The sequence below is a fragment of the Pontibacillus marinus BH030004 = DSM 16465 genome, from assembly GCF_000425225.1.
Lineage (GTDB): Bacteria > Bacillota > Bacilli > Bacillales > BH030062 > Pontibacillus > Pontibacillus marinus.
This window is the reverse complement of sequence record NZ_AULJ01000071.1, coordinates 1-17,089: the sequence shown is the minus strand read 5'-3', so window position 1 is coordinate 17,089 and position 17,089 is coordinate 1. Positions and strand designations below refer to the sequence as shown.

Here is a 17,089-nt window from a genome sequence, read left to right as displayed (position 1 = left end):
AAACTAACGGACCATAATTTGACTATCCCACCTCATGTTGGTTGGAAATCATATTCAGAGAAGTTGTTCAGAGCCTTGTCATGATAGGCTTATACTACCTGGAAACAGAAAACCTCATCCCAGAATTACGGCGGTTCCGTTAATCTCCATTCGGCTAAGGCGGGCTGTGGAACGGGTTGACTCCTCCGGTAGAAAGGGCGAGCGAGATCCCGCAGGAACGAAGTGACGAGGAAGCTCGATCGGTCTTCCGGGGAAAGCAACCCGTTCCACAGCCCGCCGATCTGTACAAAAGCAACGGAGCCATACGCACTTTATCTCGAAACCAAGTCTTCAACAATAGGGGGCTTATCTGAAATAAGAGACTTACATAACCATCCACCATATTTTTCTTTTCATTTCCCCAAATAAAAAGTAAGAAATTTGTGCTAGAATGAAACTTATGAGTGACATGATTCGTAATACAATTGTAACAATCATGAAATAAGGGGAGAGAAAGCGGATGACATTAAAACAAATCTACATGTGGCTTGCCATTACCATTAGCGTCGTTGTATTAGCCATTGTTGGGATAACAAGCTGGTACACTGTCGATGAGTCTGAACAAGCTACGATGTTAACTTTTGGTGAAGCAGGTGAGGATATTACAAGTCCAGGACTTCATTTTAAAATGCCTTGGCCTGTTCAAGAAGTTAGAAAGGTATCCAAAGAAACCTTTAGTCTTGATTTCGGATACAACCAAGATGATAAATCTGGAGCCGATCAAATCCGGATGATTACAGGGGACGAAAATATAGTATTAGCAGATTTAGTCGTACAATGGAAAATTACAGAACCATCTCAATACTTATTCCATTCTGCAGATCCCAAGCAAATTTTAAATAACGCAACTTCTGCCTCACTAAGAGGCATTATTGGGACATCTAAAATTGATGAAGCATTAACCTCTGGTAAAGCTGAGATTGAAAATGATGTACGTGAATTATTGAAATCACTGATAGCTGACTATGAGATTGGCATTTCCATTATTGATGTGAAACTACAAGAAGTGGATCTTCCAAACGAGGAAGTGCGTACTGCATTTACCAAGGTTACAGATGCGCGTGAAACGATGAACACGAAAATTAACGAAGCAAAGAAATATAGAAATCAAAAATATGAAGAAGCACTAGGGGAAAAGGATGCAATCATATCTAGAGCTGAAGGAGATAAAGTAGCTCGAATTCAAAAAGCAAAAGGTGATGTTGCACAATTTAACGCATTGTATGAAGAATACGCGAAATCTCCTACTATTACAAAAGACCGTCTTGTGATTGAAACGCTTGAGGAAGTGTTACCTGAAGCGAAAATCTATATTATGAATGATAGTGGAAATACATTGAAGTATTTACCTTTAGACCCTAGCAAATCAAAAACAGTAGCACCAGCACAGGGAGGGTCCAACAATGAGTGATGAAAACATTGTAGAAATGAATAAACCTAGTTCTAACGAGATTAAGCGATATGTAAGAATTGGACTTTCTCTAATTGTGTTTGTTTTATTACTAATTGGGTTATTTAACTCGATTTTCATTGTTAAAGAAGGCGAATATAAAGTAGTACGACAGTTTGGGGAAATTGTGAACACGGAAGAAACACCAGGTCTTAAGTTTAAGGTTCCATTCATTCAAACCGTTACAACGCTTCCTCAAAAGAAAATGGTGTATGATGTGGCACAAAAAGAGATTAATACACTAGATAAGAAACGTATGATTATTGATAACTATGCTGTATGGCATATAACAGATCCAGATAATATGATTAACACCGCAAGAAATATGTTAAATGCAGAAACTCGTATGGGGGAGTTTATCTTCTCCGTTATTCGTACCGAGTTAGGTCGAATGAATTATGAAGAGATCATTAATGATGAAAAATCCTCAAGAGGTAACTTAAACGAGCGAGTTACAAAACAAGTGAATGATTTACTAGCACGTGATAAATACGGAATCCGGGTGGAGGATGTACGAATTAAACGAACCGATTTACCTGATGAGAACGAACAGTCCGTATATCGTCGCATGATTTCAGAGCGTGAAACGAAAGCGCAGGAATACCTATCTCAAGGTGATGCTGAGAAAAGTCGTATTATTGCTCAAACAGACCGTGATGTGAAAGAAATGCTAGCAAAAGCAGATGCTCAAGCTGCTCAAATTCGAGGAGAAGGCGAACAAGAAGCAGCGCGTATTTACAATGAGTCCTTTTCTAAGGATGAATCGTTCTATCGACTTTACCGTACTCTAGAATCTTATAAGAAGACGATTGATGGTGAGACAACAATTATCCTTCCGCAAGGTTCTCCTTACGCACAAACATTAACTGGATATTTTGAATAATAAAGAGGCGACTTTTTCTTTCTCTTACCGAACATGGTAAAATGAGAGGAAAGAGTCGCTTTTTTTGGCACCAATTTAGAATAGACTACATAAATGATCGATCACGTATAAAGGAGTGCACGACATGTCTCAAAAATTAATATTAATCGACGGGAACAGTATTGCTTATCGAGCGTTTTTTGCTCTCCCGCTATTGAACAATGATAAAGGTGTACATACCAATGCTGTTTACGGTTTTACGACTATGCTATTAAAGATTTTAGAGGAAGAACAGCCTTCTCATGTTCTAGTTGCTTTTGATGCTGGGAAGACCACTTTCAGACATAAAACGTATGAAGAATATAAAGGTGGACGCCAAAAGACACCACCAGAGTTATCCGAACAATTTCCACTTATACGTGAATTACTGGATGCATTCCATATTTCTCATTATGAACTTGATCAATTTGAAGCGGATGATATTATCGGTACTCTTGCTCGCCAAGGTGAGAAAGAGGATTGGGATGTGAAAGTGATTAGTGGTGACCGGGACTTATTACAGCTTGTTTCTGATAAAGTATCCGTTGCGCTTACCAAAAAGGGAATTACAAATGTAGAAACCTACACACCATCATTTATGAAAGAAAAGATGGACGTGGATCCTAGTCAAATTATTGATTTAAAAGCTTTAATGGGAGATAGCTCAGATAACATCCCAGGAGTTCCTGGAGTAGGGGAGAAGACGGCTGTTAAACTACTTAATCAATTCGAGACCCTTGATGGTGTTTATGAACACTTAGAAGAGGTTAGCGGTAAAAAATTGAAAGAAAAGCTTACCGATAACAAAGACAATGCTTATATGAGTAAAGATCTTGTAACGATCAATGTTGATTCACCCATTGAGGTAGGTTTAGAAAAAGCACAATATGAAGGCTATGAATATCAAAAGGTAAGTAGCTTTTTCCGTGATCTAGGATTCAATTCACTATTGAGTCGTATTGGTGGTGAAGAGGCTGAAGCGGAGGAAGTAAACGAAAGCTTACCTGAAATAGAAGTAGAAACGATCGAAGACATAAAAGAAGAGCACTTAGCCGAAACAACTGCACTAGTGATTGAAATGCTAAGTGAAAGTTATCACACTGCTGATATTGAAGGAGTAGGTATTGTTCATGATGGTGGTAAGTACTTCATTCCTGGAGATCAAGCTCTTCATTCGGAAGTGTTTAAGAAATGGGCCGAAGATGCGAACAAGAAAAAGTGGGTTTTTGATGCTAAGAAAACCCTTGTAGCTATGAAGCGTTATGATATAGATGTAAAGGGGTTATCATTTGACCTGTTAATTGCTTCTTATATTATCAATCCTTCTGAAAATCATCATGATATCCCAGCAATTAGCCAACGAATGGACAGAAAAGAAGTAGCTTTTGATGAAGAGGTATATGGGAAAGGTGCCAAAATGAAGGTGCCTGATACAGAGGTTTTAGCAGATCATGTAGGTCGTAAAACAGATATGCTCTTTCAATTAAAAGAAACCGTTGAAGAACAATTAAAAGAAAATGAACAGTGGGATTTGTATCATGAGCTTGAAATGCCGCTTTCTCAAATTCTAGGTATCATGGAATACACAGGTGTTCAGGTAGATGTAGACCGCTTGAAACAAATGGGTGAAGACCTTAAAGAACGCCTTGCTGAATTAGAGAAAGAAGTGTATGAGCTAGCTGGAGAAGAGTTTAATTTAAATTCTCCTAAGCAACTTGGTCCAATTTTATTTGAAAAGCTTGAGCTTCCAGTTATTAAGAAAACCAAAACGGGTTATTCTACATCAGCAGATATTTTAGAGCAACTTCAAGATAAACACCCGATAATTGAAAAAATCTTAATTTACCGTCAGTTAGGTAAACTTCAATCAACATATATTGAAGGGCTGCTCAAGGTGGTCCATGAGGATACGAATAAAATTCATACAAGATTTAATCAGGCACTGACCCAAACAGGTCGCCTAAGTTCTATTGAACCAAACCTGCAAAATATCCCAATTCGTTTAGAAGAGGGAAGAAAAATTAGACAAGCCTTCATTCCATCTGAAGAAGGTTGGAAGATCTTTGCCGCTGACTACTCTCAAATTGAACTTCGTGTTCTTGCACACATAGCGCAGGATGAAAAGTTAATTAGTGCCTTTAAAGAAGGGGCAGACGTTCATACGAAAACAGCAATGGATGTATTCCATGTATCTGAAGATGAGGTTACGGACCAAATGCGTCGTCAGGCGAAAGCGGTCAACTTCGGAATTGTTTACGGAATTAGTGATTACGGCTTATCTCAAAGCCTAGGAATTCCTCGTAAGGAAGCGAAGAAATTTATCGAGCGTTATCTTGAAAGCTACCCTGGGGTAAAAGCTTACATGGATGAAGTCGTACAAGAAGCGAAGCAAAACGGATATGTCACGACTCTAATGAACCGTCGTCGTTATTTACCGGATATCACAAGTCGAAACTTCAACCGTAGAAGCTTTGCAGAGCGAACAGCAATGAATACACCAATTCAAGGAACTGCAGCAGATATCATTAAAAAGGCTATGATTGATCTTTACCATGCATTAGAGCACGAAGGATTAGAAGCTCGCATGCTTTTACAAGTGCATGACGAATTAATTCTTGAGGCACCCGAAGCGGAATTAGAAAAGCTGCAAAGCCTAGTTACGAAGGTGATGGAAGAAACCGTCGATCTTGAAGTTCCATTAAAAGTGGACGATGAACAAGGCGACACATGGTATGATGCGAAGTAAAGGAGTGTTTGAAACACATGCCAGAACTACCAGAAGTCGAGACAATCAAAAAAACACTCGAACACCTTGTTATAAATAAAACGATTCAAAACATTACAATACACTGGCCAAACATCATTAAGCATCCTGATGATACAGAACAATTTAAGCAAATTGTTCAAGGTCAGACGATCCATCGAATTGATCGTCGAGGAAAGTTTCTCTTATTTTACCTCGATCATCATGTGCTTATTTCTCACCTTAGAATGGAAGGGAAATATGGCGTTTTTCCAAAAACAGAACCTGTTAATAAACATACTCATGTCATTTTTGAATTAACCGATGGAAAAGAACTACGTTATCAAGATGTTCGGAAGTTCGGGACCATGCATGTGTTCTCTATCGGAGATGAGTTTAACTGTCCTCCGTTAGACCATTTAGGACCAGAACCATTTGAAAAAGCATTCACTGTAGATTATTTAAAAGAAAAACTCAATAAAACAAATCGGCATATCAAGACAGCTCTTTTAGATCAAACGGTAGTAGCTGGGTTAGGAAACATTTATGTGGATGAAGCTTTGTTCAGATCCTCCATTCACCCTATGAGAAGAGCTTCTGATTTAAGTGATGGAGAAATTACGTCCCTTCATCATGAAATTATTGAAACTCTAGGTGAGGCTGTTACACAAGGGGGAACAACTATACGCTCCTATGTGAATAGCCAGGGACAAATTGGGATGTTCCAACAAAAGCTCAATGTGTATGGTCGAGAAGAAGAAGCTTGTCACAACTGTGGCAAAGTTATAACAAAGATGAAGGTAGGGAATCGAGGTACTCACGTATGCCTTAATTGCCAGAAATAATCACAACAAATCAATAGCACAGCTCATAAGCTCCCCCCATATACTAACGTAGAATATGGGGGAAGGAGCTTTCGTTTAAATGCAAGAGATCATGACATTAATCATTCTGGCATTCGCTGTTAGTTTAGATAGTTTTACAGTTGGTTTTACTTACGGAATGCGTAAGATGGGTTTACCTTTCAAAGCGATTCTCATCATTGCTTGTATCTCCGCCACAACTTTCTTTATCTCCATGATGATAGGAAAAGCTATTTCATGGTTTATTTCACCTCATATCACTGAAATACTTGGTGGGGTGATTCTTATATCCATCGGTGCATGGGTCATTTATCAATTTTTTAAAAGTGATAACCATGGACCAACTGAACCAAAAGATCCTTATATATTAAAACTTGAGATTCAATCGTTAGGTATTGTGATACAAATATTAAGAAAGCCAATGACGGCTGATATTGATAAATCTGGCACCATCAATGGCATTGAGGCACTTTTATTAGGTTTAGCGTTATCATTAGATGCCTTCGGGGCTGGTGTTGGTGCAGCTATGTTTGGATTTGAGCCGTTGTTAACTGCAGGAGTTATTGCATTTATGAGCAGTTCTTTCCTTTGGGTCGGTTTAAAAAGTGGGTTTCTTTTATCCTGCTGGGGATGGCTTCATCGCCTTTCCTTTTTGCCAGGTGTACTTCTTATTCTAATCGGAGTAATGAAAATGACGTAAAGGGGCAATCGTAATGACAGTTGTAATCGGACTCACAGGAAGCATCGCAACAGGAAAAAGTACGGTTTCGTTAATGTTTGATGATTATGACATTCCTGTAATTGACGCAGATAAAATTTCTAGAAAAGTTGTCGAGCCTGGTGAAAAAGCATACGATCAAATTGTAGAAACATTTGGTCGTGACATTTTACGTGAGGATGACACCATTGATCGAAAAGCGTTAGGTGCAATTGTTTTTAACGACGAAGAGAAGCGAAAAGCATTGAATGGTATCGTTCACCCAGCTGTCAGGGAGAAAATGCTCGAGGAACGTGATTATCACGTTAGGCAAAATGAAAAAGCTGTTGTGCTCGATATTCCGCTTTTATTTGAGAGTGAACTAACACACTTTGTAGATAAAATCCTTGTTGTTTATGTTGATGAAGAAATTCAGCTAAAACGTTTAATGGAACGAGATGAAAGTACAGAGGATGAGGCTAAGAGTCGTATTAATTCTCAAATGCCTGTTTCTAAAAAAGCGGAGGAAGCGGATGCGGTCATTTCTAACAATGGGACGAAACAACAATCTTATGACCAATTAGATGCGATTTTAAGAAAATGGGAAGTTATTTAATAAGGGACCTACTACTATATTTATAGTGGTAGGTTTTTTAGTTAGGTAAATTATAAAATTTGTGACTTGTGTATAACTTTTAAACGGGAGCGAGGCCACATCCAGCTTCAGCGCCCAGCAACGAAGGGACTTCCCTCGCCTCCGTACGATAAGTCAACATCGATTCACTTTGTTCATCGTGTTTCCTTTACACGTTTATGACATGAAATTTTAACAAGGAAGAAAATCGACGTAGTTAAAATTTCTAGGTGAAAGTACCACGGCAACTAAGCTTCTGTCTGCGCCTGTCGGCTTGCCAATCAGCAAGTTTGGCTAATCGTACTACGGGCTCAGTCCAGTCCCTTTGTTGCTAAACGGGCGCTTGCGCTTTTGTTCTGGATAGATACCCATTTATTAAAAATTTTTTAAATTTTGGATTCCAAGCTTATATAAATGTGTTATACTAATCATGCGAAAGGGAAGGAAAAAGTATATCATATTTGAGAGGGGTATGTGACATGACAGCACGTGTTGCAATTAATGGATTTGGACGAATTGGACGCATGGTTTTCCGCCAGGCGGTTAAAGATAAAGATCTTGAGGTAGTAGCTATCAATGCAAGCTATGAACCTGAAACCCTAGCTCATTTATTAACATATGACAGTGTTCATGGTCGTTTTCAAGGAGATGTGAAAGCGCTTGATAATGGGTTAGAAGTTGATGGTAAAAAGATTGATATCGTATCTTCTCGTGATCCAAAAGAGCTGCCATGGGATAAACTCGGAGTTGATATTGTAATTGAAGCAACAGGAAAGTTTAAAACAAAAGAATCTGCAGGTGGCCATATCGAAGCTGGAGCAAAAAAGGTTGTCATCACAGCACCTGGTAAAGAAGTTGATGCTACGATTGTTATGGGCGTAAATGAGAGCGTTTACAACCATGAGGAACATGATGTAGTATCAAATGCTTCATGTACTACAAATTGCTTGGCTCCTGTAGTGAAGGTTCTTGATGATGAGTTTGGTATTGAAAATGGATTAATGACGACTGTTCACGCTTTCACAAATGATCAGAAAAACTTAGATAATCCACATAAAGACTTACGACGTGCACGTGGTTGTACACAATCTATTATTCCTACTTCTACAGGTGCAGCTAAAGCACTTGGGCAAGTAATGCCTCATTTAGATGGAAAAATGCATGGGATGGCTTTACGGGTTCCGACGCCAAACGTATCTTTGGTAGACCTTGTTATTGACCTTAAGCAAGATGTTACAGAAGATCAAATTAACAATGCATTTAAGCATGCATCCAAAAATAGCTTGGACGGAATTTTGTCATACTCTGAAGAACCACTTGTTTCCATTGATTATACGACTACGGAATATTCCTCTATTATCGATGGTTTATCAACAATGGTTATGGATGATCGTAAAGTAAAAGTACTAGCTTGGTATGATAATGAGTGGGGTTACTCAAAACGTGTAGTAGATTTAGTTAAATTTGTAGGTGAAAAGTTAGCGAATCAACAAGAAGCCCGCGTATCATAAGGAGATACCTACTAAAATGCATGAGCAAAAGGGGAATTTGTGTCTAACACACATTTCCATTTATATCCGAAAAATATTTCCATTTGTATATTGCAAAAAGGTAGGGAAGCGTATATACTAACTTTTGAGCTTCTGAAAAACTGAAGGAAATATGACTGCTTAAAGGGTTAGGACCTCTTAGGACTAACTTTCCCCCGTGGCAGTACATGAGCGGATGTTAAGAAGTAACTTTTGTTTGTCTGAAGGGGGACTCCCAATGGATACAATGGGTAGACATGTAATTTCAGAACTTTGGGATTGTAACACAGAAACACTAAACGATATGACAAAGATTGAGCAAATCTTTGTGGATGCTGCACTGAAAGCTGGTGCCGAAGTCCGCGAAGTTGCTTTTCATAAATTTGCACCACATGGCGTAAGTGGAGTTGTCATAATTTCAGAATCACATTTAACAATTCATAGCTTTCCAGAGCATGGATATGCGAGTATTGATGTGTACACATGCGGAGATCGCATTGATCCAAATGTTGCTGCACAATATATCGCAGACGCATTAGAAGCCGCAACACAAGAATCAGTAGAAGTCCCGCGCGGAATGGGACCGGTATCTGTACAAAAATTCAATGTTCTATAAAGAATTCTACTATATAAGGGGTGCACAATTCGTGCATCCCTTTTTAATATGTAATTGTTCCTTACTCCATATAACCACCATTTCACAGTAAAAACTCCATTTAGTAAAAAAGAAATCGATAAATAACACGATGACGTATTTATCCTTTGAAAATTTTTGATATAATAAATAAGAGGTGTAATGATCGATGAGTATTAAACAATGGTTTAAAAAGCATTTAACAAATCATGCTGAAACAAGTGAACAGCATTGGAATAATGAATTACAGACTCACTACTTTAAAACAACAAAAGATAAAGCATTTCGTGCCATAGAAAAAATGTACGAAAATGCATCCAAGTATGACATCATTGCAAAATCAGAGGAACACGGTGAAGTAAGTGTTGGAGTTAAAGGCAGTCGAAAAGCCTTTATGGTTATTAGTGTTATTATGGTCAAGCCTTATCGTACAGCAATTGATTTTTCCGTAACCACAGAAACACCTCTTCCGTTTGATTTCGGATATAGTCATAAATTAATACAAACCCAATACGAATCTCTAAAAAAAGAACTCCCATTTCTTGAAACGTCAATGGCTGAGAAAATGGAAGTATAGGTAGAAATCAATACTGGAGTTGATGTAAGTGAAATGCCCAAATTGTGGCTACAAAAGCACGAAAGTATTAGATTCAAGACCAGTTGAAGAAGGAAAATCGATTCGTCGTAGAAGAGAATGCGAAGACTGTAATTTTCGTTTTACGACATTTGAGCGTATAGAAGAAGTACCATTAATCGTCGTGAAAAAAGAGGGGACACGTGAGGAATTTTCACGTGAGAAGCTTATGCGAGGACTCATCCGAGCATGTGAAAAGCGCCCAGTCTCTGTAGAACAACTTGAAACGATTGCTACGAGTATTGAACGTGAGCTACGTAATCGTGGGGACTCAGAAGTTCAGAGTAATGACATTGGTGCAATGGTTATGGATCGACTCGCAGAGGTGGACGAGGTAGCTTATGTCCGCTTTGCATCAGTATATAGACAGTTTAAGGATATCAATGTATTCTTAGACGAATTAAAAGACTTGATAAAACAAGAACCTGAATAAATGAGCTTATAGAGCCGTGCTTGGCTCTTTTCTTTTTTACAGGTCCTTCAGTCATCATGAAACGTAATTGTAAGGAGGAAGACATCATGGAGGAAGCGAATATTGGGAAGCTGTTACCAGTGGATGGGTTTACATTGAACGTGCCTCAAAGTATGCCGATGGATGTTTCGAAAGCTTTGTCTCATTTATATCAGCCTATCATAGGGGTTTCAGCTGTAAGCCTGTATCAAACGCTTCTTTCTGAATACGACTTACAACAACCAGGTGATCGTGTTAGAACCCATCATCTGTTAATGAATTATCTCCATATGCCTTTAGATGATATTTATGATGCTAGGAAGAAGTTAGAGGCAATCGGCTTGATGCGAACGTTTGCATCATATGAGCAGGGGCAAACTGTATATGCATATGTGCTTATTAAGCCTTTTACACCAAATGAATTTTTTGAAGATGATATGCTTTCTTTGTTATTGTATCACCATCTAGGTCAAGATAAGTATGATCGTTTGAGAAACGCCTTTTACATGGCCACTAAAATTGATAAAGATGCTAAAGAGGTAACTTCATCATTTGAACAAGTTTTTTCTATGCATCACTTAACCTCAGAAAAGCCACCTGATGGGCTTCATCGTCATGGTGAAGAGAACGTTATCTCAACTGGAGCACAAGGTGTAAACGTACAAGAAGAGGTCGTTGATTACGAATGGTTATACAAATCTTTGCAAGAACGAATGCTGCCTGCACAAGAAATCTTGTCGCAAAAGCATCGTAAGGTTATTACGCAATTATCCCTTTTATATAATCTAGCCACATATGAATTAGAAAAAGCCATTTTGTGGTCTATGAACGATCAAAATGAATTGATCTTATCTGAATTGAAAGAAGCGTGTCACGACCTTTATCAGAACAAGCCTTCCGCTTCTAAGGGTAATGAGAATAAGAGCGTGACAGATCAACGTGAACGACTTTCTGTTTCTGATCAATCGAATCAGTCTGAAACGAATAAAGCCTCCAATAAAGAAGAAGCGCTTATTCAACAGTTACAGCAAATTTCTCCTAGGGAATTGTTAAGTGACTTGTCTGAAGGAGCCGAACCTCCAGAAAAAGATATTAAAATGATTAGGGACATTATGACCCAACAAGGTCTAAGCCCTGGTGTTATGAATGTCTTGATTTACTACGTATTATTAAAAACAGATATGAAGTTATCAAAGCCTTATATGGAAACCATCGCAGGACATTGGGCTCGACTTCAAATTAAAACAGTAAGTCAGGCAATGGATGTTGCTAAAAAAGAAAATAAAAAATATCAACAATGGGCTACAAAGAAAAAGTCTGGATATCGAAAGCCTCAAAAGCAAGAAGTACTACCGGATTGGTTTAAAGATCAAAAAGCTGAGGAAGAGAAAAAGAGCCAAAGCAATCCTACAGAGGAAAAAGACCAAGAAAAATCTCCTGAGGAAATCCAGAAGGAAAAAGAGGATATTCTTAAGGCTATCAAGAATAGGTCTAAAAAGCGTACACGGAATAATGAATTGTAAGGATGAAGAACATGGAACCTATACAAACCGCATTGAAAAAATGGATGAGGGAAAGTAAAAACTTTCAGGAACATTACCAGTCCATGAAGCAGGCAATTTTAAAAGATCCTGAAATTCAACAAATATTAAAACAGAACCCCCAATTAACGGATCAAGATATAAGTAAGCATCTAATGAAATTATATGAATATCAATCTCAATCGAAACGTTGTCAGGATTGTCCGGCATTAGCTGAATGTAAAAACTTAGTTCCAGGCTATAGCCCTTTAATCCATGTTGCAAATCGTGATGTACGGATCACGTATGAAATGTGCCCTCGTAAAGCTCAAGTAGAAGCGCAATCCAAAAAACGTTCCTTTATTAGTAGTTTATATATGCCAAGAGAAGTGTTGGAAGCAACTTTTGAGGAAGTTGATATGGATGATGACCAGCGCTTGAAAGCCATTGGTTATGCGAATAACTATGTGGAAAAGTGGGGGACGAAAGAAGCTGAAAAGGGTCTTTATTTCCATGGTCCATTTGGGGTAGGGAAGACGTTCTTTCTTGGAGCGGTTGCGAATGACTTAGCCAATGAAGGCGTGTCTTCATTAGTTATCTATATGCCTGAGTTTGTTCGTGAAATGAAATCTTCCTTGCAGGACAACTCCTTGAATAAGAAGATTGAACAGTTTAAAACGACACCTGTCCTTATGTTAGATGATATTGGTGCTGAATCCATGTCATCATGGTTCCGAGATGAAGTGTTAGGAGCTATCTTACAATATAGAATGATGGAACGCCTTCCTGTATTCTTTACTTCGAACTATACGCTAAAAGACTTGGAGAAACACTTGATGACGAATAATCGAGGCGATGTAGAGGAATTGAAAGCAGGAAGAATCATTGAACGCATTAAACAAGTGAGCATTCCAGTCCCAGTTCATGGACAAAATAGAAGGTCATAAAGAAAAGCGCAAGCGCCCGTTTAGCAACGAAGGGACTGGACTGAGCTCGTAGTACGATTAACCAAACTTGCTGATTGGCAAGCCACAGGCGCAGACAGAAGCTTAGTTGCTGTGGTACTTTCACCTAGAAATTTTAACTACGTCGAGTTCCTTCTTTGTTAAAATTTCATAACGCAAACGTGTAAAGGAAACACGATGAACAAAGTGAATCGATGTTGACTTATCGTACGGAGAAAGTTATAAGGATGATCGGCTAAGTTCGTCACATCCTGTGACAACGCCGACCTGACCCACATCCCTGTGGCCCCAAGTTCGTCACGTCCTGTGACAACGTCGATCTGACCCACGTCGTGTGGGCCCAAGTCCATTCGTTGCTGGGCGCTGGAGCTAGACATCTAAGAGCTATAACTTATACTTTCTTTACTAATAAATTAATCGCATGAGCTTCCATAGTGGAGGCCCATGCGATTTTTGTTTTTGTTGCACTATTTTATAAACGAAATCATTTTTTTCTCCCTTGTCCCATATAATGTAACAGTTATGGGGGAAGGGGGGAATAGATTGAAGCAAATCACGTTTGAGCGTAAGCATGAAGCCTTATCCTTTTGTGAATACCTGCTTGATTATAGTCGAGATATTAGACTTCACTGGCAGCAGCACAAGAAGTGGGGCCTTACAATTAATATTGAACAAGCCTCTGATGTAAAAGAACTTCATTCTGTACTCATTCAAGGATTTATTCATGTGTTTCAAATACATAAAGAGTCAGCTTGGTTACATGAAATTATTCGTGATTGTTATTATTATAATGACGTAGATGAAGTTGAAACGATTGTGGATTTGTGTCATACATTGTTGCGTGATGAGTTAGAGGAAGAGATGGTACCACAACACAAATTAAGTCATGGACAATATCAAACCATTTTAGAAACAGTATTTGCAGAGGCTTTGAAGGAAGAAGAGTCTGTTCATTTTGATTCGATTATTGTATTTCGGATGCATACTTTTTATAATGATTTAATTGATTTTGTAGGATATGCACTTGATGAATACAAACGAGAAGAAGAATATCAATCTTATGTTGAACATCTTCGCGAATATATGCATCTTAAACCTTCTAATATGGATCATTTATTAATTGTGCAAGGTCCTAGTTTCCATTTTTATGATAATAATGGAAACCTTTTTAGGCAGGAAGAGTTAAAACGATTGACAAATGGAGAACCACTTTACTTGTTTGGTTTGGAAAAAGAAGAAATGAATATTACACCTATTATTGCTTTAGCGCCAGAGAAAATATCGCTATACGGCGATGATCCTAGTGATCCCAAAACCATTACAATATTAAATGTGTTTCAAGAAAAGGTAGAATTTCTCCCTTTGAAAAAGTTTCCTTTCAAACGTTTGTCCTCTCAGTAAAAAAATAGGCTTGCTTTTTTAAATGAATATCCTTATACTATGAATCATAAATAGAATTCAATGTATAAGTGATGATGAGGATACGAACAATGTGTATCGACTTACAGAGAGGGAGGCCAAGGCTGGAAGCTTCCTAAGAACGGCAAATTGTTTACCACCTCTGAACTCTGCTGGCGAACCTTAAGTAACTAGCAGCGCCTCGTCCTCGTTACGGATTTGAAACAATGAGCCACAGGAATGTGGAAATCAGGGTGGAACCACGTGCATCAACGCTCGTCCCTTCGCTATCGTGCAAGGGATGGGCGTTTTTTAATGCTCATAATTCGTGTTTGAATCATCACATTTCAGAAGGATAGAAGGAGTGCATGAACAATGGCTGAAGGAATTCAACTTACATTTCCAGATGGAGCGGTGAAAGAGTTTCCTCAGGGTACAACAACTGAAGATGTAGCTGCATCCATTAGTCCCGGTTTAAAAAAGCAAGCTGTTGCTGGAAAACATAATGGTCAACTGATTGATTTTCGCCGAGAATTACCAGGTGATGGATCAATTGAAATTGTAACACTTCGTGATGAAGAAGGTATTGAGGTGTTACGTCACTCCACGGCACACTTAATGGCGCAGGCTGTTAAACGCCTTTATGGAGACGTGAAGCTTGGAGTAGGTCCTGTTATTGAGAACGGGTTTTATTATGACATGGACATCTCTGAATCCATCTCTGTTGAAGATCTACCTAAGATTGAAAAAGAGATGCAACGTATCGTTAGCGAAAACCTTGAGATTCAGCGTGTGGAAGTTAGTCGTGAAGAAGCAAAGGAAATGTACCGTGAAATCGGTGATGACTTAAAGTTAGAATTGATCGATGACCTTCCAGAAGATGAAAACATTACAATCTATAAGCAAGGTGAATTTTTCGACCTTTGCCGCGGTCCACATGTTCCATCTACGGGTAAAATTAAAGTATTTAAGCTGTTGAGTGTCTCTGGTGCATACTGGCGTGGAGATAGCGACAATCAAATGCTTCAGCGTATTTATGGTACAGCGTTTGAAAAGAAACCTCATCTTGAAGAGTACCTACACATGCTAGAAGAAGCAAAAGAGCGTGACCACCGTAAACTAGGAAAAGAGCTTGATATTTTCACGGTTTCTCAAAAAGTGGGGCAAGGTCTTCCGTTATGGTTACCTAAAGGTGCAACCATTCGCCGTACAATCGAGCGCTATATCGTAGACTTAGAAGAACGTCTTGGATATGACCACGTTTACACACCAGTTTTAGGTTCTGTTGACCTTTATAAAACGAGTGGACACTGGGATCACTATCAAGAGGACATGTTCCCATCCATGGAAATGGACAACGAAGATCTCGTACTTCGACCAATGAACTGTCCTCACCACATGATGGTGTACAAAAATCAATTGCATAGTTATCGTAATCTACCGGTTCGTATTGCTGAGCTTGGTACAATGCACCGTTACGAAATGTCTGGTGCTTTAGCTGGTTTACAGCGGGTACGTGCTATGACCTTAAATGATGCACACATCTTCTCTCGTCCAGATCAACTGAAGGATGAGTTTATCCGTGTTGTTCGTATGATTCAAGAAGTATATAAAGACTTCGGTATTGAAGATTATTACTTCCGTCTTTCATACCGTGACCCTGCGGATAAAGAGAAATATGTAGATAATGATGAGATGTGGGAGAAGGCTCAGTCCATGCTTCTTGAAACGATGCAAGAGCTAAAAGTAGATTATGTTGAAGCTGAAGGCGAAGCGGCATTCTACGGACCGAAGCTTGATGTTCAAGTAAAAACGGCATTAGGTAAAGATGAGACACTTTCTACTGTTCAGTTGGACTTCCATTTACCAGAGCGTTTTGACCTAACGTATATTGGTGAAGATGGAAACCATCACCGTCCGGTTGTAATTCACCGTGGTGTGGTATCTACCATGGAACGCTTTGTTGCCTTCTTAATTGAAGAGTACAAAGGTGCATTCCCAACATGGTTAGCACCAGTTCAGGCTAAGATTATTCCAGTTTCTGCGGATGTTCATTTAGACTATGCGAAAAAGGTTGAAGATGAACTACGTTACGCTGGTGTACGTGTTGAGGTGGATGAGCGTGATGAGAAAATCGGCTACAAGATCCGTGAAGCTCAAATGCAAAAAGTCCCTTATCAGCTTGTTGTAGGTGACAACGAGATTAACGAAAATGGCGTGAACGTACGTCGCTACGGAGAAAAAGATTCCGAAACGAAGCCTCTTTCTGATTTCATTGATGAATTGAAACAAGAAATCGCAGGAAGAGTGCGTCGATAATATTGAATTGCAAAAGCCCTTGTGAAGCGTATGAGCTTCATGAGGGTTTTTTTGGTTATTCCGTTATATGGCAGTTATGTTGAAGACTTGAAACTGAGAGGAGTCCGTTGCTGTTGTGTGATTTGTTCCGGTCAGTGAAACGGCAAGCCTGTTGTGGAAGAAAAGCCGAGCCTCCTCGTGCCTGCGGGGTCTCGTCTTCCCTTTGTTACCACGACAGTTTGCCGTTTCCTTCCCTCCACGCGATTATGGAGATTAACGGACCATAATTTGGACTTTCCCATCTCATATGGATTAGAATTCTTTATCATAGAA

Annotated in this window: 14 protein-coding genes; all 14 read left to right on the top strand. The window is 39.0% G+C overall.

The features are described from left to right. The first annotated feature begins 499 nt into the window (after nucleotides 1–499). The 14 genes from hflK to thrS all read left to right on the top strand — a co-directional run bounded on the left by hflK (nucleotide 500) and on the right by thrS (nucleotide 16,777). A complete protein-coding gene (gene hflK / locus H514_RS0114305; RefSeq protein WP_027447579.1) occupies nucleotides 500–1,450 on the top strand; it encodes an FtsH protease activity modulator HflK in 951 nt (316 codons plus the stop codon). Next, on the top strand, nucleotides 1,443–2,372 hold the full coding sequence (hflC, locus tag H514_RS0114300) for a protease modulator HflC (protein ID WP_027447578.1): 930 nt from the start codon (nucleotides 1,443–1,445) through the stop codon (nucleotides 2,370–2,372). The genes hflK and hflC overlap by 8 nt, the downstream gene beginning before the upstream one ends. Before the next feature lie 124 nt (nucleotides 2,373–2,496). After that, on the top strand, nucleotides 2,497–5,136 hold the full coding sequence (polA, locus tag H514_RS0114295; RefSeq protein ID WP_027447577.1) for a DNA polymerase I: 2,640 nt from the start codon (nucleotides 2,497–2,499) through the stop codon (nucleotides 5,134–5,136). 17 nt (nucleotides 5,137–5,153) lie between these two features. After that, nucleotides 5,154–5,978, top strand: a complete 825-nt coding sequence (gene mutM / locus H514_RS0114290; protein ID WP_027447576.1) for a DNA-formamidopyrimidine glycosylase — start codon at nucleotides 5,154–5,156, stop codon at nucleotides 5,976–5,978. A gap of 79 nt (nucleotides 5,979–6,057) precedes the next feature. After that, nucleotides 6,058–6,696, top strand: a complete 639-nt coding sequence (gene ytaF, locus H514_RS0114285) for a sporulation membrane protein YtaF (RefSeq protein ID WP_027447575.1) — start codon at nucleotides 6,058–6,060, stop codon at nucleotides 6,694–6,696. A 13-nt stretch (nucleotides 6,697–6,709) separates the two neighbouring features. Next, entirely contained in the window at nucleotides 6,710–7,309 is a 600-nt protein-coding gene (gene coaE / locus H514_RS0114280; RefSeq protein WP_027447574.1) for a dephospho-CoA kinase, read from the top strand. Nucleotides 7,310–7,806: 497 nt separating this feature from the next. Then, entirely contained in the window at nucleotides 7,807–8,838 is a 1,032-nt protein-coding gene (locus H514_RS0114275; RefSeq protein ID WP_027447573.1) for a glyceraldehyde-3-phosphate dehydrogenase, read from the top strand. Between the two features lie 256 nt (nucleotides 8,839–9,094). Further along, a complete protein-coding gene (speD, locus tag H514_RS0114270) occupies nucleotides 9,095–9,472 on the top strand; it encodes an adenosylmethionine decarboxylase (protein ID WP_027447572.1) in 378 nt (125 codons plus the stop codon). Nucleotides 9,473–9,659: 187 nt separating this feature from the next. Next, a complete protein-coding gene (locus H514_RS0114265; RefSeq protein WP_027447571.1) occupies nucleotides 9,660–10,067 on the top strand; it encodes a hypothetical protein in 408 nt (135 codons plus the stop codon). Between the two features lie 28 nt (nucleotides 10,068–10,095). Beyond that, complete coding sequence (gene nrdR / locus H514_RS0114260; protein ID WP_027447570.1) at nucleotides 10,096–10,557, top strand: transcriptional regulator NrdR; 462 nt, start codon at nucleotides 10,096–10,098, stop codon at nucleotides 10,555–10,557. A gap of 86 nt (nucleotides 10,558–10,643) precedes the next feature. Continuing rightward, a complete protein-coding gene (locus tag H514_RS0114255) occupies nucleotides 10,644–12,098 on the top strand; it encodes a replication initiation and membrane attachment family protein (protein ID WP_027447569.1) in 1,455 nt (484 codons plus the stop codon). Between the two features lie 11 nt (nucleotides 12,099–12,109). Then, nucleotides 12,110–13,042, top strand: coding sequence for a primosomal protein DnaI (gene dnaI / locus H514_RS0114250; protein WP_027447568.1), 933 nt, complete (start codon nucleotides 12,110–12,112; stop codon nucleotides 13,040–13,042). Between the two features lie 561 nt (nucleotides 13,043–13,603). Further along, nucleotides 13,604–14,461 carry a sporulation protein YtxC gene (ytxC, locus tag H514_RS0114245; protein ID WP_027447567.1) on the top strand — a complete coding sequence of 286 codons (858 nt, stop codon included), beginning with the start codon at nucleotides 13,604–13,606 and terminating at the stop codon, nucleotides 14,459–14,461. A 372-nt stretch (nucleotides 14,462–14,833) separates the two neighbouring features. Then, a complete protein-coding gene (thrS, locus tag H514_RS0114240) occupies nucleotides 14,834–16,777 on the top strand; it encodes a threonine--tRNA ligase (protein WP_027447566.1) in 1,944 nt (647 codons plus the stop codon). The last annotated feature ends 312 nt before the right edge of the window (nucleotides 16,778–17,089 follow it).